This window comes from Ectopseudomonas chengduensis, from assembly GCF_900102635.1.
Lineage (GTDB): Bacteria > Pseudomonadota > Gammaproteobacteria > Pseudomonadales > Pseudomonadaceae > Aquipseudomonas > Aquipseudomonas chengduensis.
In genome coordinates this window covers 313,600-332,256 of sequence record NZ_FMZQ01000003.1, presented here as the reverse complement: position 1 = coordinate 332,256, position 18,657 = coordinate 313,600, and the positions used below count along the sequence as shown (strand labels likewise).

The 18,657-nt window shown below is 60.7% G+C and carries 19 protein-coding genes, 4 tRNA genes and 1 pseudogene; 9 read left to right on the top strand and 15 right to left on the bottom strand.

The window, feature by feature from the left end; all coding sequences use genetic code 11:
• Nucleotides 1-206, bottom strand: a pseudogene (locus BLS08_RS08245) (IS21 family transposase); the annotation flags it as partial.
• Between the two features lie 101 nt (nt 207-307).
• The gene (locus BLS08_RS08240) at nt 308-856 is read right to left on the bottom strand and encodes a hypothetical protein (protein WP_244155368.1); all 549 of its coding nucleotides are present in this window, start codon (nt 854-856) and stop codon (nt 308-310) included.
• Between the two features lie 312 nt (nt 857-1,168).
• Here BLS08_RS08240 and BLS08_RS08235 point away from each other — a divergent pair, with 312 nt between their 5' ends.
• Together BLS08_RS08235 and BLS08_RS08230 are read left to right on the top strand one after the other, a co-directional pair.
• Nucleotides 1,169-1,405 (top strand): DUF4224 domain-containing protein, encoded by a 237-nt coding sequence (locus BLS08_RS08235; RefSeq protein WP_371916359.1) that lies wholly within the window; start codon nt 1,169-1,171, stop codon nt 1,403-1,405.
• Nucleotides 1,406-2,434, top strand: a complete 1,029-nt coding sequence (locus BLS08_RS08230; RefSeq protein WP_090336330.1) for a tyrosine-type recombinase/integrase — start codon at nt 1,406-1,408, stop codon at nt 2,432-2,434.
• A gap of 70 nt (nt 2,435-2,504) precedes the next feature.
• Here BLS08_RS08230 and BLS08_RS08225 read toward each other — a convergent pair.
• The 7 genes from BLS08_RS08225 to BLS08_RS08195 all read right to left on the bottom strand — a co-directional run bounded on the left by BLS08_RS08225 (nt 2,505) and on the right by BLS08_RS08195 (nt 6,284).
• Nucleotides 2,505-2,591 (bottom strand) — tRNA-Leu (locus BLS08_RS08225).
• 121 nt (nt 2,592-2,712) lie between these two features.
• Nucleotides 2,713-2,786, bottom strand: a tRNA-Cys gene (locus BLS08_RS08220).
• Between the two features lie 38 nt (nt 2,787-2,824).
• Nucleotides 2,825-2,900 (bottom strand) — tRNA-Gly (locus BLS08_RS08215).
• Nucleotides 2,901-2,967: 67 nt separating this feature from the next.
• Entirely contained in the window at nt 2,968-3,528 is a 561-nt protein-coding gene (gene pgsA, locus BLS08_RS08210; RefSeq protein WP_055985578.1) for a CDP-diacylglycerol--glycerol-3-phosphate 3-phosphatidyltransferase, read from the bottom strand.
• A 33-nt stretch (nt 3,529-3,561) separates the two neighbouring features.
• The gene (gene uvrC / locus BLS08_RS08205; protein WP_055985575.1) at nt 3,562-5,385 is read right to left on the bottom strand and encodes an excinuclease ABC subunit UvrC; all 1,824 of its coding nucleotides are present in this window, start codon (nt 5,383-5,385) and stop codon (nt 3,562-3,564) included.
• A gap of 2 nt (nt 5,386-5,387) precedes the next feature.
• Complete coding sequence (gene gacA / locus BLS08_RS08200) at nt 5,388-6,032, bottom strand: response regulator transcription factor GacA (RefSeq protein WP_017677048.1); 645 nt, start codon at nt 6,030-6,032, stop codon at nt 5,388-5,390.
• Between the two features lie 164 nt (nt 6,033-6,196).
• Nucleotides 6,197-6,284, bottom strand: a tRNA-Ser gene (locus BLS08_RS08195).
• Nucleotides 6,285-6,449: 165 nt separating this feature from the next.
• On the opposite strand from BLS08_RS08195, the gene BLS08_RS08190 reads away from it, so the two are divergent.
• From BLS08_RS08190 to BLS08_RS08160, 7 genes are all read left to right on the top strand, one after another.
• On the top strand, nt 6,450-7,118 hold the full coding sequence (locus BLS08_RS08190) for a Bax inhibitor-1/YccA family protein (RefSeq protein ID WP_021489164.1): 669 nt from the start codon (nt 6,450-6,452) through the stop codon (nt 7,116-7,118).
• A gap of 121 nt (nt 7,119-7,239) precedes the next feature.
• Entirely contained in the window at nt 7,240-7,632 is a 393-nt protein-coding gene (tusD, locus tag BLS08_RS08185; protein ID WP_017677050.1) for a sulfurtransferase complex subunit TusD, read from the top strand.
• Nucleotides 7,633-7,992 carry a sulfurtransferase complex subunit TusC gene (gene tusC, locus BLS08_RS08180; RefSeq protein ID WP_017677051.1) on the top strand — a complete coding sequence of 120 codons (360 nt, stop codon included), beginning with the start codon at nt 7,633-7,635 and terminating at the stop codon, nt 7,990-7,992.
• Nucleotides 7,992-8,291 carry a sulfurtransferase complex subunit TusB gene (gene tusB / locus BLS08_RS08175; protein ID WP_017677052.1) on the top strand — a complete coding sequence of 100 codons (300 nt, stop codon included), beginning with the start codon at nt 7,992-7,994 and terminating at the stop codon, nt 8,289-8,291. Before tusC ends, tusB begins: the two co-directional genes overlap by 1 nt.
• A complete protein-coding gene (locus BLS08_RS08170; RefSeq protein WP_017677053.1) occupies nt 8,288-8,623 on the top strand; it encodes a TusE/DsrC/DsvC family sulfur relay protein in 336 nt (111 codons plus the stop codon). Before tusB ends, BLS08_RS08170 begins: the two co-directional genes overlap by 4 nt.
• Complete coding sequence (locus tag BLS08_RS08165) at nt 8,620-9,615, top strand: glycosyl transferase family protein (protein ID WP_017677054.1); 996 nt, start codon at nt 8,620-8,622, stop codon at nt 9,613-9,615. Before BLS08_RS08170 ends, BLS08_RS08165 begins: the two co-directional genes overlap by 4 nt.
• Nucleotides 9,616-9,688: 73 nt before the next feature.
• On the top strand, nt 9,689-10,687 hold the full coding sequence (locus BLS08_RS08160) for a glutathione S-transferase family protein (RefSeq protein ID WP_017677055.1): 999 nt from the start codon (nt 9,689-9,691) through the stop codon (nt 10,685-10,687).
• Nucleotides 10,688-10,741: 54 nt separating this feature from the next.
• On the opposite strand, the gene cysG is transcribed toward BLS08_RS08160, so the two are convergent.
• The 6 genes from cysG to ftsK form a co-directional block, all read right to left on the bottom strand.
• A complete protein-coding gene (gene cysG, locus BLS08_RS08155) occupies nt 10,742-12,130 on the bottom strand; it encodes a siroheme synthase CysG (RefSeq protein ID WP_017677056.1) in 1,389 nt (462 codons plus the stop codon).
• 165 nt (nt 12,131-12,295) lie between these two features.
• Nucleotides 12,296-13,576, bottom strand: coding sequence for a serine--tRNA ligase (serS, locus tag BLS08_RS08150; protein ID WP_017677057.1), 1,281 nt, complete (start codon nt 13,574-13,576; stop codon nt 12,296-12,298).
• Nucleotides 13,577-13,656: 80 nt separating this feature from the next.
• Complete coding sequence (gene crcB / locus BLS08_RS08145; protein WP_017677058.1) at nt 13,657-14,037, bottom strand: fluoride efflux transporter CrcB; 381 nt, start codon at nt 14,035-14,037, stop codon at nt 13,657-13,659.
• On the bottom strand, nt 14,037-15,359 hold the full coding sequence (locus tag BLS08_RS08140; RefSeq protein WP_017677059.1) for a replication-associated recombination protein A: 1,323 nt from the start codon (nt 15,357-15,359) through the stop codon (nt 14,037-14,039). Before BLS08_RS08140 ends, crcB begins: the two co-directional genes overlap by 1 nt.
• A 3-nt stretch (nt 15,360-15,362) precedes the next feature.
• On the bottom strand, nt 15,363-15,989 hold the full coding sequence (gene lolA, locus BLS08_RS08135) for an outer membrane lipoprotein periplasmic chaperone LolA (RefSeq protein WP_017677060.1): 627 nt from the start codon (nt 15,987-15,989) through the stop codon (nt 15,363-15,365).
• Nucleotides 15,990-16,114: 125 nt separating this feature from the next.
• Nucleotides 16,115-18,520 (bottom strand): DNA translocase FtsK, encoded by a 2,406-nt coding sequence (gene ftsK / locus BLS08_RS08130; RefSeq protein ID WP_370731136.1) that lies wholly within the window; start codon nt 18,518-18,520, stop codon nt 16,115-16,117.
• Nucleotides 18,521-18,657: the final 137 nt, after the last annotated feature.

The window sequence follows — 18,657 nt, the reverse complement described above, 5'->3', positions numbered from 1 at the left end:
CGCAGCGAATCGGCTTTTAGCGCCTGCTCCAGCGTGGCGTGAAAAGGGCTGAGTTTGTTGAAGATCGCGCGGCGTTGGTAGACCGGCGGCTTGGCCTCAGGTGCTCTGACCCACTTGCGAATCGTGTTGCGCGCCAACCCGGTGCGCTTGGCTATCTCATGCAGCGACAGCTTGTCGCGGAAATACATCCGGCGAATTTTGCCCATCATTTCCATACTGATCACCCTGTGTTCTCCTGCTCAAAAATTGAGCAGAAGCAGTTGAACACCTGGGTCAGTTTTCAGTCGGCAGAACAGCCTCTACTGGGTCAGTTTTCGGTCAGCGGCAACAGGGACTGTACATAAGGCGCATGTGTTAGCAGATCCTTGCTGTACTTTTCCATGAAGGAGGTCATCGCTTCCTGCACTTCCGGTGCCGAGCCGGTTTCCCACGCTGCCTTTAGTTCTTGGATGGCTGCTTTGATTAGCGAGCCGCGGCCATAAAATGGACCAGCCTTCCGCCGATCAAGCAGTTCCTCCTCGGCGATTGTTCCCCAGCTTTCAACATCGGCTATGCGGCGAACCGAGAAGCTGAGTTTTTTGAGGGTGCCGGAAGATGCTGCGAGCCGGGCCATTAATGGCTCATACAAGCTGGCCAACGCGTTCTGCTCGTTAATAATTGCGTCGAAAACGCGTCCGTACGTGTCATTACGCTCGGCTTGCAAGGCCTTGCGACGGGCCTCGGCTCCAACTGCATCAGCGAGGCGTGATTCGAGTACCTGAAGTGCAGTGTTTTCCTGCGCAATACGCGCTGCTAGCGTCGTGTACTGATCCCGCACGATCTTGTCAGCACTGAACAGCGCCTCAAGGCGTGTCATCTCAGCTGCGATGGGCGCTAGTGGTAGCTTAGAGAGATCGGTAGCCTCATCGATCAGAGGGACATTCTACAGGCGCGGCGTCCGTGAGCTGCTGGACGATCTCATCCAGCTGGCCACATAGCGAGCGTTGCTTAGCCTCCCTCCAACGCTGAGACAATCAGTCCACGGATGATGCTGCAACGCCTGTGACGCCAACTGCCCCAGCGAATCTGCCCTTCTCTACTCTGCAATCCTCTCCTCCCGGTTGAGGCACACCAGAACGTGCCATATGGTGCCAAATAGACACCTTTCACGTATCACACAATCGCCGGTATGGTATCGGCGGGATCGTTATCCATGGAAGCGATACAGTTTTTGAGCCACGAGCAAGTCTGTGAGTTGACTGGCGCCAAGATAAGAGCGAAGCAAATCGAGGTCCTACGCAGAAACGGCATACCCCATACGATCAAAGCAAATGGCTGGCCATGTGTGATTGCGGCCAATCTATTGCCAGTGTCGAAGGTTAGCGTTGAGCGAGAAGTGACCTGGAGGTCGAGGAAGGCAGGATAGATGGGACGAAGACCAACAAACCTAGGGGCAATTCCGCGCCTGCGTGAGCGAAAACGCGGGAGCACGACATACTACTTCTATGACACCGGAGGTCGACCAAGGAAGGAGATTCCCCTTGGTCGAGATTACGGTCTGGCAATAATGAAGTACGCTGAACTTGAGCGCGATAGAACAGCTACAGAGCTACAACAGAAAGTCATTACGTTCGGGTATGTGGCAGGGAAATACCAAGTAGAGATTATTCCTACCAAGGCCCCCGGTACCCAAACGAAAAATCGCCAAGAACTACGCAAGCTACTAGAGTTTTTCGACGACCCGCCAGCCCCACTTGAAGCGATCCAGCCTCAACACATTCGCCAGTATCTACGCTGGCGGCAAACCGCTCCGATTAGCGCGAACAGGGAGAAGGCTCTTCTCTCAGCAATCTGGAACTATGCACGAGAGATGGGTTACACCGCTCTTGCTAATCCGTGCGCGGGAGTGAAAGGCAACAAGGAAAAGGGACGCGACGTCTACATCGAAGACAGCCTCTTCCATGCCGTTTACTCAGAAGCGGATTCTGGCTTACGCGATGCGATGGACTTGGTTTATCTGACAGGACAACGTCCTGGAGATACCTTGCGTATGGACGAGCGAGACATCAGAGACGGACATCTGCATGTAAAGCAGTCAAAAACTGGCACCAAACGCCGCATTGAGGTTACAGGCGAACTTCGCCTGCTACTGGAAAGGATCAAAGCTCGAAAAGCAGGCCACAAAGTGCGCTCGACCAGACTGGTAGTGGCGGAGGATGGAACCTCTATGACTCCGGCAATGCTCCGCTCCCGGTTCGACAAGGCTAGAAAGGCGGCAGGTATCGAAAAAGCAGAGTTTCAGCTACGTGATCTACGGGCCAAAGCAGGCACCGACACGGCTGAATCAAGCGGAGACATCCTGAAAGCTAGAGACCAGCTTGGCCACACCACGGTAGTCATGACGGAGCATTACATCAGGGAGCGGCGAGGAAAAAAAGTGTCGCCAACAAGGTAATTGCGGAAAAAAACTGGAATTGCGGAAAAAGTGGGAAGAGAGCCGATATCTGTAAGTGCTTGATTTTAAATGGTGCCCGAAGCCGGACTCGAACCGGCACGCCCTTGCGAGCGAGAGATTTTAAGTCTCCTGCGTCTACCGATTTCGCCATTCGGGCGGTAGCGCTGTGCGAAGGACCGGACTATATACAGCCCTTCGCTTACCCGCAAGGCACGCAACGCTTGCCCGGGATAATGAAAAAAGCCTCGTAGATCAGTGATCTACGAGGCTTTTCGAATTGGAGGCTGAGGTCGGAATCGAACCGGCGTTCACGGATTTGCAATCCGGTGCATAACCACTCTGCAACTCAGCCATGAAGCAAACGAGCCGCCTTGGCGACTCGTGTAAAACTGGAGCGGGAAACGAGACTCGAACTCGCGACCCCGACCTTGGCAAGGTCGTGCTCTACCAACTGAGCTATTCCCGCTTGTCTTGTCGACGGGCGCCATTCTATAGAATCGAATCGCGCCGTCAACCCTTTGATTCAAAAATACTTATTTCTTTTCCGAGGTCGTGCTGAGGTGCGGCCAGGCGGCCAACAGGTACTGCAGCATCGACCACAATGTGAGCACGGCTGCGACCACCAGCAAGATATATCCGAGCACGACCCAGAAGGTGAACACCGGTGGATTACCCAGCAGGATGACCAGCGCCAGCATCTGCGCTGCGGTTTTCCACTTGCCAAGGTTGGACACCGCGACATGCGCCCGAGCACCGAGCTCGGCCATCCATTCACGCAACGCTGAGACGACTATCTCGCGCCCGATGATGGTCGCGGCAGCCAGGGTCAGCCAGAGATTGGAGTGTTCGGCCGCCAGCAGCACCAATGCCACCGCCACCATCAGTTTGTCCGCCACCGGGTCGAGGAAGGCGCCGAAAGGCGTACCCTGCTCCCAGCGGCGGGCCAGGTAGCCATCGAGCCAATCGGTCACGGCGGCAATCGCGAAGACGCCGCTGGCAGCCCAATAGCTCCAGGAGAACGGTAAATAGAACAACAGGATAAAGACCGGGATCAGCGCGACCCGGAGCAGGGTAAGCAAGTTGGGGATATTCATCGGCACAACTAGGCTGCGAGGTGAGCGGGCATTCTACTCGCTGTGCAGAGCGTCATAAATCAACTCGGCGAGCTTTTTACTGATTCCGGGCGCTTTGGCAATTTCTTCCGCGCTGGCACGGGACAATTCCTGCAGCCCGCCAAAGTGATTGAGTAGCTCGCGCCGCCGCTTCGGGCCGATCCCTGCTACTTCTTCCAGCGTCGAGGTGCGCCGCGTCTTGCCGCGGCGAGCACGATGCCCAGTAATCGCAAAACGGTGCGATTCATCACGGATCTGCTGGATCAGATGCAGCGCTGGCGAATTGCCGGGCAAGGTGAACTCATGCTCAGCGTCGTTCAGGTAGAGTACTTCCAGGCCAGGTTTGCGCGTCGTGCCCTTGGCCACACCAAGCAGAATCAGATCCGGCACGGCCAGCTCCTGCAGTACCTCGCGCGCCATGGCCAACTGCCCCTTGCCACCGTCCACCAGCAGCACATCGGGCAACTTGCCTTCGCCATCCTTGATCTTGCTGAAGCGCCGAGTCAACGCCTGGTGCATCGCGGCGTAGTCGTCGCCGGCGGTCACGCCCTCGATATTGAAGCGCCGGTAATCGGATTTCAGCGGGCCTTCGGGACCGAATACCACGCAGGAGGCGACCGTCGCCTCACCACTGGAATGGCTGATATCGAAGCATTCCATGCGCTGCGGCGGCTCGTCCATTTCCAGCACGGTAGCCAGCGCCTCGAAACGCTCGGCCAGATGCTGCCGGTTGGCCAGGCGTGCGGCCAGCGCCTGTTCGGCGTTGGTCACGGCGAGCTGCTGCCAACGGGCTCGCGTGCCACGCACGCGCAAGCTGATGCTGAGACTACGGCCGCGTAACGACTCGATGGCCTCGATCAGCGTGGCGAAATCTTCATGCTGCACGTTGACGATCAGCTCGCTGGGCAGGTCGCGCTCGGCATTGCCCAGGTAGTACTGAGCGAGGAAGGCCATCATCACGTCGCCACCCTCCTCTTCGATCGCCACCTGCGGGAAGAAATTCTTGCTACCCAGCACGCGCCCGCCACGCACGCTGATCAGGTGCACGCAGGCGCCACCGGGGGTGAGCATCACCGCGACCACGTCGACGTCGCCGGTACCACCTTCCATGCTTTGCTGGTCTTGCACGCGGCGCAGCATGGAGATCTGATCACGCAGCTCAGCGGCGCGCTCGAACTCCAGGGCCATCGAGGCCTTTTCCATGCTGGCCGAGAGCTCCTCGCTCAGTGCATTGCTGCGGCCATCGAGAAACATCACCGAGTGGCGCACGTCCTCGGCGTACTCCTCTGGACTGACCAAGCCGACGCAGGGACCTTTGCAGCGTTTGATCTGGTATTGCAGGCAAGGTCGCGTGCGGTTCTTGTAGTAACTGTCCTCGCACTGGCGAACCAGAAAGGTCTTCTGCAGCAGGCTCAGGCTCTCGCGAATCGCCAATGCACTGGGATAAGGGCCGAAATAGCGCCCCTTGGCTTTCTTCGCCCCCCGGTGAATGCCGAGCCGTGGAAAGTCGCCGTCGGAGAGAAACACATAAGGGTAGGATTTGTCGTCGCGCAGCAGGATGTTGTAAGGCGGCCGCCATTCCTTGATCAAGGTCTGCTCGAGCAGCAGTGCCTCGGTCTCGTTGGCGGTGATGGTGGTTTCGATCTGCGCGATACGTGCGACCAGCGCGGCCGTCTTGGGTGCCTGACCGGTCTTGCGAAAGTAACTGGAGAGACGCTTCTTGAGATTCTTCGCCTTGCCGACATACAGCAGGCGAGCCTCGCTATCGAACATGCGATAGACGCCGGGGCGACCACTGCAGGTCGCCAGGAAGGCACTCGGATCGAATGGGGCAGACATTTTCAGCTGACGGCGTCGACCATGCCGTGGCGCACCGCGAGCAGAGCCAGCTCGACATCGCTGGTGATGGAGAGCTTCTCGAAGATGCGGTAGCGGTAGGTATTGACCGTCTTCGGCGACAGGCACAGCTTGTCCGAGATGTTCTGCACCTTGTGGCAGTTGGCGATCATCAGCGCGATCTGGATTTCGCGCTCGGACAACAGGTCGAATGGCGAACCACTGTTCTGCGGCTGAAAAGATTTCAGCGCCAGTTGCTGGGCGATTTGCGGGTCGATATAGCGCTGGCCGGCGAATACGAGGCGAATGGCCTGCACCATCTCATCCAACGCTGCACCCTTGGTCAGATAACCAGCGGCGCCCGCCTGCAGCAGGCGCGTCGGGAAAGGATCTTCCTCGCACACGGTAACGGCGACGACCTTGATATCGGGATGGCTGCGCATCAGCTTACGGGTGGCTTCCAGGCCGCCGATACCAGGCATTTTGACATCCATCAGGACGACGTCGGGCTTGAGTTCGCGAACCTTGAGCAGGGCTTCTTCGCCAGTGCAGGCTTCGCCCACGACTTGCAGACCGTCGATATCGGCCAGCATACGGGTGATGCCCGTGCGGACCAGATCGTGATCGTCGACAACCAGGACCCTAATCAATCGCCACCTCGTTGCACCTTGTCAGCCACCGTGCAACGACGGTGAGATTGAACTTGCCGGTCACCTTAACAAAAAGCCAGGGCCTGACCTAGCTTGGCGCACGGGAGTCAAAAAGCAAGCGCCAGATTAGGATCAGCAATTGCGTCGTAGCAATTTTGGAGAATTGGCGGAAGCGGTGAGATTCGAACTCACGGATAGTTGCCCATCGACGGTTTTCAAGACCGTTGCCTTAAACCACTCGGCCACGCTTCCAGATTCTTGAGTGCGGAGGCTAACGCTCAAACCTCCGCAGCAGTGCGGGCGGCAATCTTACCGGAACGCAACACACTGTCAAACTCTAAGTCTTGGCAGGCAATCCCGCTCTGTTATGATCCGATACATTCGAATTTGAAAGCCTCTTACAACAGGAGCGTCGCCATGCAAGAGCGAGATTATGCACTCAACCATTCTCAGGTTGAGCAACAGGAAGTCAGCAGCGTTCTGCGCAATACCTATGGCCTACTGGCCATCACCCTGGCCTTCAGCGGCCTGGTGGCGTTCATCTCGCAGCGCGCCAACGTTCCTTATCCGAACATCTTTGTCGTACTGATCGGTTTCTACGGCCTGTTCTTCCTTACCGCCAAGCTGCGCAATTCTTCGTGGGGCCTGCTTTCCACGCTCGCGCTGACCGGCTTCATGGGTTACACCCTGGGCCCGATCCTCAACCGCTACCTGGGCATGGCCAACGGCGCTGAGGTGATCAGCTCCGCCTTTACCATGACCGCACTGGTGTTCTTCGGCCTGTCTGCCTACGTGCTGACCACCCGCAAGGACATGAGCTTCCTCAGCGGTTTCATCACGGCAGGCTTCTTCGTTCTGCTGGGCGCCGTGGTTGCCAGCTTCTTCTTCCAGATCAGCGGCCTGCAACTGGCGATCAGCGCCGGCTTCGTGCTGTTCTCCTCGGCCTGCATCCTGTTCCAGACCAGCGCCATCATCCATGGTGGTGAACGCAACTACATCATGGCCACCATCAGCCTGTACGTATCGATCTACAACCTGTTCGTCAGCCTGCTGCAGATCTTCGGCATCATGGGCGGCGACGACTGACAGCTTTCGTCCCCCTTCAAGCCCGCTTCGGCGGGCTTTTTCTTGCGCGGCCGTCAGCTGCCTTTGTTTGCTGGGCACCCTGGCCTTATCATTGGCGCAGTTTTGCCTCGCCGGAAACGCCATGAAGTTTGCCATTGCCCTGTTCGCCGCTCCTCATCTGCCCGCCTCGCGACGCGCACTGCGTTTTGCCCAGGCGGCGCTGGCGGACGGCCACGAGATCGTTCGCCTGTTCTTCTACCAGGACGGCGTGCACAGCGCCGCCAGCAACGTGGTCAGCCCGCAGGACGAGCTGGATCTGCCCGGCGAGTGGCGCGAGTTCGTCACTGCCAACGGGCTGGACGCGGTGGTGTGTATCGCTGCTGCGCTGCGTCGCGGTGTACTCAACGCCGAAGAGGCGCAGCGCTACGCGCGCCCAGCGGCCAATCTGCAGGCCCCGTGGGAGCTTTCCGGCCTCGGCCAATTGCATGAAGCGGCGCAACAGGCCGACCGACTGATCTGCTTCGGAGGCCACTGAATGAGCAAGTCTCTGCTGATCATCAGCCGCCAGGCGCCCTGGAGCGGCCCTGGAGCCCGCGAGGCGCTGGATATCGCCCTGGCCGGCGGCGCCTTCGACCTGCCCATCGGCATGCTGTTTCTCGACGATGGCGTGTTCCAGCTAAGCAAAGCGCAGCAGCCTGGTGCGCTACAGCAAAAAGACCTTGGCGCGAACCTACAGGCGCTGCCCATGTTCGGCGTAGAAGATCTGTACGCCAGCCAACGCAGCCTGGACGAGCGCGGCCTGAGCGATGCCGAACTGAATCTGGCGGTAGAGCGACTGGACGACAGCGCACTGACCGCCCTCCTTGATCGTTATGACCAGGTGATCACCCTCTAATGGCCACCCTGCACATACTTTCCCATTCGCCGTTCGCCGATAGCCGCCTGGCCAGCTGCCTGCGTCTGTTGGGTACCGCTGATGGTCTGTTGCTCAGCGGCGATGCGGTCTACGCGCTGCAGCCAGGCACAACCAACCTGCAGGCGCTGCAACTGATGCCCGCCAGCGTTGCGCTCTATGCACTGGGCGAAGACCTAAGCGCCCGCGGCCTGCAGGCGCCCGAGCGCGCACAGGTCGTGGACTATCCAGGGTTCGTCGAGCTCTGTACCCGCTACGCCAAGGTCAACAGCTGGCTATGAGCACGCTCAACGTCGCCGGACGCGAAATCGCCCTGGACAAGGACGGCTACCTGGTCGACCTGCAGGATTGGTCACACCCCGTAGCCGAGGCGCTGGCCGCAGCGGAAGAGTTGCAGCTGAGTGACGAACACTGGGAAATTCTCGAACTGCTGCGCGCCTTCTACGCCGAGTTTCAGCTATCGCCGGCCAACCGTCCGCTGATCAAGTACGCAGCCCTGAAACTGGGCACGGACAAAGGCAACAGCCTGCACCTCAATCGCCTGTTCAAGGGCACGCCCGCCAAACTCGCCGCCAAGCTCGCCGGCCTGCCGAAACCGACCAATTGCCTATGAACCTGATCACGCCCGCCGAACACCCCTTCGCCCAGTTCGTGCGCATTCTCGGCAAGGGCAAGCGCGGCGCCCGCGGCCTGACCCGCGAGGAGGCCCGCGAAGCCATGGGCCTGCTGCTCGACGGCAAGGTCGAGGACACCCAGCTCGGCGCCTTCCTGATGCTGCTGCGACACAAGGAAGAGAGCGCCGAGGAGCTCGCCGGCTTCACCGAGGCCATCCGCCCACGACTCGCCGCCCCCGACATTCAGGTCGACCTGGACTGGCCTAGCTATGCCGGTAAAAAACGCCACCTGCCCTGGTATCTGCTGGCGGCCAAGGCGCTGGCCGCCAGCGGCGTGCGCATCTTCATGCACGGTGGCGGCGCCCACACCGCCGGGCGCCTGTATAGCGAGCAATTGCTGACAGCGCTGGATATCCCCTGTTGCCGCGACTGGCAGAGCGTGGCAAAGGCGCTCGATCAACATGGCCTGGCCTACAGCTACCTGGGCGACTGGATGCCGGCGCTACAGCGTATGATTGATCTGCGCAACACGCTGGGCCTGCGCTCGCCGATTCACTCCCTGGCGCGCGTTATCAACCCGTTGGGGGCCAACTGCGGGCTGCAAAGTATCTTCCATCCCGGCTACCAGGCCGTGCACCGCGAAGCCAGTCGCCTGCTCGGCGATCCTGCCATCGTGATCAAGGGCGAAGGCGGCGAGATCGAGGTCAACCCGGACGGTGCGTGCCATCTCTACGGCACTCTCGATGGCGAGAACTGGGACGAAGAATGGCCTGCGCTGTCAGCGCAGCGCCATGTCAAACCCGAACGACTCGACCCAGCCGTGCTGGGCGCATTCTGGCGCGGCGAGCACGATGACCCTTACGGTCGTCTGGCAGTGATCGCCACCATGGCCGTCGCATTGCGTGGCCTGGGCTTGGCCCGTGAAGCAGCGTTCCAGCAGGCACAGCAGCGTTGGGATGCGCGCCTTCAATCTAACCAGCCGATCATTTAAGCCAGCTTTTTCCACCTTTCAATCGAGTTCATAACGTTAGACTCCAGACTCACTCAAAACGGAGGCAAGCGTCATGGGCTTGTTGATCGATGGACGCTGGCACGACCAGTGGTACAACACCGGCAACAGCGGCCGCTTCCAGCGCGAAAGCGCACAACGCCGCAACTGGGTAACCGCCGACGGCAGCGCCGGGCCAAGTGGTGACGGCGGCTTCAAGGCTGAAGCCGGACGTTATCACCTGTACGTCTCGCTGGCCTGCCCCTGGGCTCACCGCACCCTGATCCTGCGCAAACTCAAAGGCCTCGAATCGCTGATCGATGTATCCGTGGTGAGCTGGCTGATGCGCGAACAGGGCTGGACCTTCGACCGCAAATTCGGCTCCAGCGGCGACCACCTCGACAACCTGAGCTACATGCATCAGCGCTACACGGCCGATGATCGCCACTACAGCGGCCGTGTCACCGTGCCCGTGCTGTGGGACAAGCAGACCGGCGGCATTGTCAGCAACGAGTCGGCGGAAATCATCCGCATGTTCAACAGCGCATTCGATGACCTGACCGGCAACGACCTGGACTTCTACCCCGAGCCGCTACGCGAGCGCATCGACCAGCTCAACGAGCGCATCTACCCGGCGGTGAACAACGGCGTCTACCGCGCCGGCTTCGCCACCACCCAGGAAGCCTACGAAGAAGCCTTCGACGAGCTGTTCGCCATGCTTGATGAGCTGGAAGCACTCCTGGGCAGGAATCGCTATCTGGCCGGTGAATACCTGACCGAGGCCGACATCCGCCTGTTCACCACGCTGATTCGCTTCGATGCCGTCTATCACGGCCACTTCAAATGTAACCTGCGACGCATCGAGGTCTACCCGAACCTGTCCAACTGGCTACGCGAGCTATATCAGTGGCCAGGCATCGCCGAGACGGTGGACTTCACCCACATCAAATCGCACTACTACGCCAGCCACGCCACCATCAACCCGACTGGCGTGGTTCCCAAAGGGCCGCAGCAGGATTTCACCCGCGCACATGATCGCCAGCGCCTGCCGGGTAAAGGTGTGTTTCAGCACTAGAGTGACGGCGGATGATGGCTGAAGCCCCGATAACGAGGCTTCAGCCACAACGCGTCAGATGCGGTTCTGGGCGCCTTCGAACCAGGCCAGCTTGTCACGCAGGGTGACCACTTCTCCGACTATCACCAGCGTGGGCGCGTGCACTTCGTGCTCGGCCACCAGTTGCGGCAAAGTCTCCAGGGTACCGGTGAATACCCGCTGACTCTGCGTGGTACCTTGCTGCACCAGCGCTGCAGGCGTGGCGCCTGAACGGCCGTGAGCAATCAGCTGCTCGCAGATGCCCGGCAGGCCGACCAAGCCCATGTAGAACACCAGGGTTTGCCCTGGAGCCACCAGGTCTTTCCATGGCAGGTTGCTGCTGCCGTCCTTGAGATGCCCGGTGACGAAACGCACCGACTGCGCATGATCGCGGTGGGTCAGCGGAATGCCGGCATAGGCCGCGCAACCGGACGCAGCGGTGATACCCGGCACGACCTGGAAGGGAATATCTTCCGCCGCCAGTTGCTCGATCTCCTCACCACCACGACCGAAGATGAACGGATCACCGCCTTTCAGGCGCAGCACACGCTTGCCCTGACGGGCCAGATCGATCAGCAACTGGTTGATCTGCTCCTGCGGCACCGCATGATCGGCGCGGCGCTTGCCGACGTAGATGCGCTCGGCATCGCGCCGGCACAGCTCGATGATGGCGGGAGCCACCAGGCGGTCGTAGAGCACCACATCGGCTTGCTGCATCAGGCGCAGGGCGCGAAAGGTCAGCAGATCGGGATCGCCCGGCCCAGCACCGACCAGATAGACCTCGCCCAGCGCACGTGGCGCTGCACCGGCCAGACGCTCCTCCAGCAGGCGCTCACCCTCCTCCGGCTTGCCGGCAAACACGCTCTCGGCGATCTGACCCTGGAAGACATCCTCCCAGAACACCCGGCGTTGCTGCACGTCGGGAAACAGCTGCTTGACCCGCTCACGAAAGCGCTTGCCCAGGTTGGCCAACTGGCCGTAGGTGGCCGGAATCCAGGTTTCGATCTTGGCGCGGATCAGCCGCGCCAATACCGGCGCATCGCCGCCACTGCTGACCGCGACGATTAGCGGCGAACGGTCGACGATGGCTGGGAAGATCACGCTGCACAGAGCCGGCGCATCCACCACGTTGACGGGAATGCCCAACGCCTGGGCCTCGGCGGAAATCTGCGCATTGAGCGGCACGTCATCGGTCGCTGCAATGACCAGGGCAACGCCCTGCAAGTCGCTGCTCGCGTAGCCACGCAGGAAGATGCCGCCAGGACCGGCCAGCTCCTGCAACTCGCTACGAATCTCCGGAGCGACCACATGCAAAACAGCACCAGCGTCGCTTAGCAGGCGCGCTTTGCGCAGCGCGACCTCACCACCGCCAATCACCAGTACCAGGCGATCCTGCAGCTTGTGGAACAGCGGAAGGAATTGCATAAATCAGCCTCGAATGAGGTGGGAAGGCGAACGACGGGCTCTTAGGGTGCGCCATGCGCACCGGACCAGGCTGAAAGACCTTGGTGCGCACAGCGCACCCTACGCCCATCGCCAAGCGCGCCGCCTGTAAACGGGGCAGCCGCACCACCCCGCTTTAGTACCGGCTCAGCCGATCACTTCAATGCCGCCCATATAGGGTTTCAGAACCTCGGGCACACGAATGCTGCCGTCGGCCTGCTGGTAATTCTCCAGTACCGCCACCAGGGTACGGCCGACCGCCAGGCCGGAGCCGTTGAGCGTGTGCAGCAGCTCCGGCTTGCCGGTTTCCGGGTTGCGGTAGCGCGCCTGCATGCGGCGCGCCTGGAAGTCGCCGCAGTTGGAGCAGGAAGAAATCTCACGGTACTTGTCCTGGCTCGGCACCCAGACTTCCAGGTCGTAAGTCTTCACTGCGGAGAAGCCCATGTCACCAGTGCACAGAGCCAGCTTGCGATACGGCAGCTCCAGCAGTTGCAGCACGCGTTCAGCGTTTGCGGTCATGCCTTCCAGCGCCTCGAAGGACTTGGATGGCTCGACGATCTGCACCATCTCGACCTTGTCGAACTGGTGCTGACGGATCATCCCACGGGTATCACGACCGGAAGCGCCCGCCTCACTGCGGAAGCACGGGGTATGGGCGACGAACTTCAGCGGCAGCTGCTTGGCATCGAGAATTTCACCGGCGACGATATTGGTCAGCGAGACTTCGGCAGTCGGGATCAGGTACAGATCGGCCTGGTCTTCACGACGGATCTTGAACAGGTCTTCCTCGAACTTCGGCAGCTGGCCGGTGCCCTGCAGCGCCGGAGCCTGCACCAGATACGGGGTGTAGGCCTCTTCGTAGCCGTGCTCGCCGGTGTGCAGGTTGATCATGAACTGCGCCAGGGCGCGATGCAGGCGCGCAATGGGGCCGCGCAGCAGGGCGAAACGCGCGCCGGACAGCTTGGCAGCGGTCTCGAAGTCCAGCCAGCCGTGCTGCTCGCCGAGGGCGACGTGATCCTTGATCTCGAAATCGAAGCTGCGCGGGGTGCCCCAACGCGCCACCTCGACGTTGCCGTCTTCATCGGCGCCAACCGGCACAGACTCGTGCGGCAGGTTGGGAATGTTCAGCAGCAGGTTGTCCAGCTCGTTCTGGATCGCATCCAGCTCACGCTTGCCGGCTTCCAGCTCGCTGCCCATCTGATCGACTTCCGCCAGCAGCGGCGCGATGTCTTCGCCACGCGCCTTGGCCTGGCCGATGGACTTGGAACGGCTGTTGCGCTCGGCCTGCAGTTGCTCGGTGCGCACCTGCACCGACTTGCGCTGACTCTCCAGGGCCTCGAAGCGGGCGACGTCAAGGGCGAAGCCACGGGTGGCGAGGCGCTCGGCGATTTCGGTGAGTTGCGTGCGGACAAGTTTGGAATCGAGCATGTTCGGGTCTCAATACATCGACGAAAAAAGGTTGCGGCCACCAGCGTGACGCGGGTTGCCGAGTGTAAAGCTTTAGCGGGTCAGGATGCCAATCGGGCCAGGCTCAGACCAGCCCAGGCAGCCAGCAGACCACCAAGGATACTGAATGCCAGGTAACCGAGCGCTTCGAGGGCGCGACCTCCATCCATCAGCTTCATGATTTCCAGGCTGAAGGATGAAAAAGTAGTGAAGCCACCCAGCACACCGGTAATCAGTCCGGTACGCAGCTCCAGCGGCAGGTCGGTACGGGTAAGGAACAGACCTGACAGCAGACCAATCAGCAGGCAACCGATGACGTTTACTGCAAAGGTGCCCAGGTAGAAATGCCGGGGCCAGTTGCCGGCTACCCAGCTGGCAACCAGAAAGCGCATAACCGAACCAGCAGCGCCCCCTACAGCGACGGCAAGCGCCACACGAATCATCACTTTCTCCTCTGCCTTGGACTGTTGCCATCCAGGTTGCGCAGGTGCTGCAGCTTGTCGCGGATCTTCTGCTCCAGGCCACGTGGTACCGGGTCGTAATACTGGCGCGGCTGCAGATTTTCGGGGAAGTAATCCTCGCCCGCCGCGTAGGCATCCGGCTCATCATGGGCATAACGGTATTCATCGCCATAACCGAGCTGCTTCATCAGCTTGGTCGGCGCGTTGCGCAGGTGCAGCGGCACCTCCTGCGAGCCCTGCTCGGCAGCGTCACGCATAGCCGCCTTAAATGCGGTATACACCGCGTTGCTCTTCGGTGCACAGGCCAGATAGACGATGGCCTGGGCCACGGCAAGCTCGCCTTCAGGGCTGCCCAGGCGCTCCTGCACGTCCCAAGCGTTGAGGCACAAGGTCAGTGCGCGCGGATCGGCGTTGCCGATATCCTCGCTGGCCATGCGCACCACACGGCGGGCGATGTACAGCGGGTCGCAACCGCCATCGAGCATACGCGCGTACCAGTACAGCGCACCGTCCGGGCTGGAACCGCGCACCGACTTGTGCAGCGCGGAAATCTGGTCGTAGAAGGCTTCGCCGCCCTTGTCGAAACGGCGCCGGCTATCGCCCAGCAGGTTCTGCAGCAACTCCACCCCGATTTCGCTACCATCCTCGGCCAGGTCTGCAGCGTTCTCGAGAAAATTGAGCAAACGACGGCCGTCGCCATCGGCGGCAGCCAGAAGAATCTGAAAGGCCTCGTCCGGCAGGCTGAGATGGCGATCACCCAGGCCTTTCGGGTCGGTAAGTGCGCGATTGACCAGCTTGCGCATAGCGGCCTCGTCGAGGCTCTTGAGCACATAGACGCGAGCACGCGACAGCAGCGCATTGTTCAGTTCGAACGAGGGGTTCTCGGTGGTGGCACCGATGAAGATCAGCGTGCCGTCTTCCACGTAGGGCAGGAACGCGTCCTGCTGGCTCTTGTTGAAGCGGTGCACTTCGTCGACGAAGAGAATGGTGCGACGGCCGTACTGAGCCGCGTGCTGCTGGGCCACTTCGACGGCCTGGCGAATCTCCTTGACCCCGGAGAGCACGGCGGAGATGGTTTCGAAATGCGCGTCGGTGACCTTGGCCAGCAGGCGCGCCAGGGTGGTCTTGCCTACGCCAGGCGGCCCCCAGAAGATCATCGAGTGCAAAGCGCCCTGCTCCAGCGCCTCGCGCAGCGGCTTGCCCGGCGCCAGCACATGCTCCTGGCCGACGTATTCGTCCAGACTGGTAGCACGCAAACGCGCAGCCAGGGGCTGCGCGACGGGTTGGCGACCGAACAGATCCACGCCTTACTCCTGGATGACGTCCGCGCCTTCCGGAATGTCGAAGGTGAACAGATGGTCTTCGACCGGCTCGTTCATCTTTACATTGAGGAACAGGATGTTGGTGCGCTGACCGATGCTGTCGATCAGTTGCATGTCGTTGAGCACGCGATTGCGGAACGACAGGCGCAGGCTGTCGAACAGGCTGTCTTTGGCCTTGGGCTTGAGAATGAAGTCGACCACGCTGCCGCCTTCCTTGTAGTCGATCTCGAAGTTCTCGCGGATCTGCGAGACATCGCCGGAGAGCAACAACGCGGGAGTGTGGGTCAGGCGCTGATCGAGTGTCTGAATGGTGACCTGCTCCAGATCCGGGTCGTACAGCCAGACCTTCTCGCCATTGGAGACCAGCAGTTGCTCCATGGGTTGATCGGTGTGCCAACGGAACATGCCCGGACGCTTGAGCGCCAGTTGCCCTGCAGTTTCCTGCAGCTGAGTGCCGCTGGCGTCGAGGGTCAACTGAGAGAAGCGCGCGCTGATGGTTTGCGCCTGGCTGAGCAATTCGCTCAAGCGCTTGGTGGCCGCCTCTTCATCAGCCTGGGCGGTCAGCAGGGTAAAGCTCAAAGCAGCCAGCATCAGCAGGCGAATAACACGCATATAAACCCCTTGAGTCCGTATAAGAATGGCGAGGCGACTCCGTACCCCGCATTGCTCGGCAGCACCTGGGCTGCCGTGAATCCTGTAGACCGCGAATTCAGCGGTTCATCCGCGAGACGCAACACTCAGTCACGAGATGAACCGGGCGCGAGTACCTCGCGTGAACCGTTGGTATTCATCGAGCTGACCACGCCGGCCATTTCCATCGCCTCGATCATCCGTGCGGCGCGGTTGTAGCCGATCTTCAGCTTGCGCTGCACGGCGGAAATGGAGGCACGGCGGCTTTCCAGCACGAAGTTGACGGCCTCGTCGTACAGCGGGTCTTCCTCGCTGCCCTCACCGCCTTCACCACCACCACCTTCGAAGCTGCCGCCACCCTCTTCGGCCCCGGCGAGAATGTCTTCGTTGTAATCCGGCGCACCACGCAGCTTCCAGGCTTCGACTACACGGTGCACTTCATCGTCCGAGACGAAGGCGCCGTGAACACGAATCGGCAAGCTGGTGCCCGGCGGCATGTAGAGCATGTCACCGTGGCCGAGCAACTGCTCGGCACCGCCCTGGTCGATGATGGTGCGCGAGTCGATCTTGCTCGATACCTGGAACGCCATGCGGGTCGGGATGTTGGCCTTGATCAGGCCAGTGATCACGTCCACCGACGGGCGCTGGGTGGCGAGGATCAGGTGAATACCTGCCGCACGCGCCTTCTGCGCGATACGCGCGATCAGCTCTTCGACCTTCTTGCCGACGATCATCATCATGTCAGCGAATTCATCGACCACCACGACGATGGTCGGCAGTGGTTTGAGCAGCGGCGCTTCGTCTTCCATGCTTTCGCGACGGAACAGCGGATCGGACAACGGCTCGCCAGCCTCGATGGCATCCTTGACCTTGCGGTTGAAGCCCGCCAGGTTGCGCACGCCCATCTTCGACATCAGCTTGTAGCGGCGTTCCATCTCGGCAACGCTCCAGCGCAGGGCGTTGGCCGCTTCCTTCATGTCGGTGACGACCGGGCAAAGCAGGTGCGGAATGCCTTCGTAGATCGACAACTCGAGCATTTTCGGGTCGATCATGATCAGCTTGGCGTCTTCCGGGCTCGACTTGAACAGAATCGACAGAATCATCGCATTCACGCCCACCGACTTACCGGAACCGGTGGTACCGGCCACCAGCAGGTGCGGCATCTTGGCCAGATCGGTAATCACCGGCTTGCCGCCGATGTCATGGCCCAGGGCCAGGGTCACCGGCGACTTGGCGTCATCATATTCGGGCGTCGACAGCACTTCGGAGAAACGCACGATCTGACGATTCTCGTTGGGGATCTCGATACCGACGGTGGTCTTTCCGGGAATGACTTCCACGACCCGCACGCTGGTCACGGCCAGCGAACGCGCCAGGTCCTTGGCCAGGTTGGCAATACGGCTTACCTTGACCCCTGCGGCCGGCTGGATTTCGTAGCGGGTGATCACCGGGCCAGGATGGATCGAATCCACCGCGACCTCGACACCGAATTCCTTGAGTTTGATTTCCAGCAGATGGCCAACGCCCTTGAGCGATTCCGGCGAGTACTCGACCTTCTTGGCTTCCGCCGGGTCGAGCAGGGAAATCGGCGGCAAGGTGCCTTCCACCGCGCTGTCGACGAACAGCGGCGCCTGCTTTTCCTTCTGCACGCGCTTGCTCGGTTCTGGCGCCTTGGCCACGGGCGGCGGCGCAATTACCGGTGCGGGGCGCTTCTCGCGCTCGCTCATGTGCTTGCTCAGCGACTCTTCGCGTTCGAGCAGACGCTCCTTAACCTTAGCTTGCTCACGGCGATCCGAAACCACTGGCGCAGCCACTTCGGTGACCCGCTCATCCAGCTCGCGCAGCTGAATCTTCATCTGCTTGCGCTCGCTACGGGCATTCCACCAGCCGGTGATGGCGCCGTGAATCAGCTCGATCAGGTCGAGGGTGATCTTGCCGGTCAGGTCCATCACACGGAACCAGGACAGATCGGTGAAGACGGTCAAACCAAACAGAAACAGTGCCAGGAATACCAGGGTACTGCCCTGCACGTTCAGCGCATGCACGGCCAAATCACCCAGGCTGGCACCGAGCATGCCACCACCGGAGCCCTGCATGCCGGCGGCCGCTGCAAAATGAATATCGCCCAGCGCAGCACCGGAAAGAATCAGGAAGACCAGGCCGATGCTATGCCAGGAAAACAGCCAGCCGTTCCAGTGCCAGGGTTGATTGCGGGTGCGAAACACCTGCCAGGTCTTGGCGGCCAGCAGGAGCGGGAAGATGTAGGCGAAGTAACCCAGCGCGCCGAACAGTGCGCTGGAGAGCCAGGCGCCGATGCTGCCACCGGCATTCATGATGCGTTCGACCTGCACGCTGTTGTCCCACGCCGGGTCGGCAACGTTATAGGTCAACAGTGCCATCAGCAGGTACAGGCACATAGCGCCCAGGGCGATCAACGCGCCTTCCTTCAGTCGGTACTGAAGCTTCTGACGCCAGTCGGTAATCTGGGTGGTGGAATTCTTCAAAACAGCCATTTCCTGCGCCCTTGGCGCGTCCATCTGATGGTTAACCGCGAAGCGGCCTATTGTAGGGCCAGCCTGACGCCCAGGCCAATTGCCAAGCTCCCGCACCCACCCCGCTTCGGTGTAGCATAGCCGCCAGCAGCTTCCAT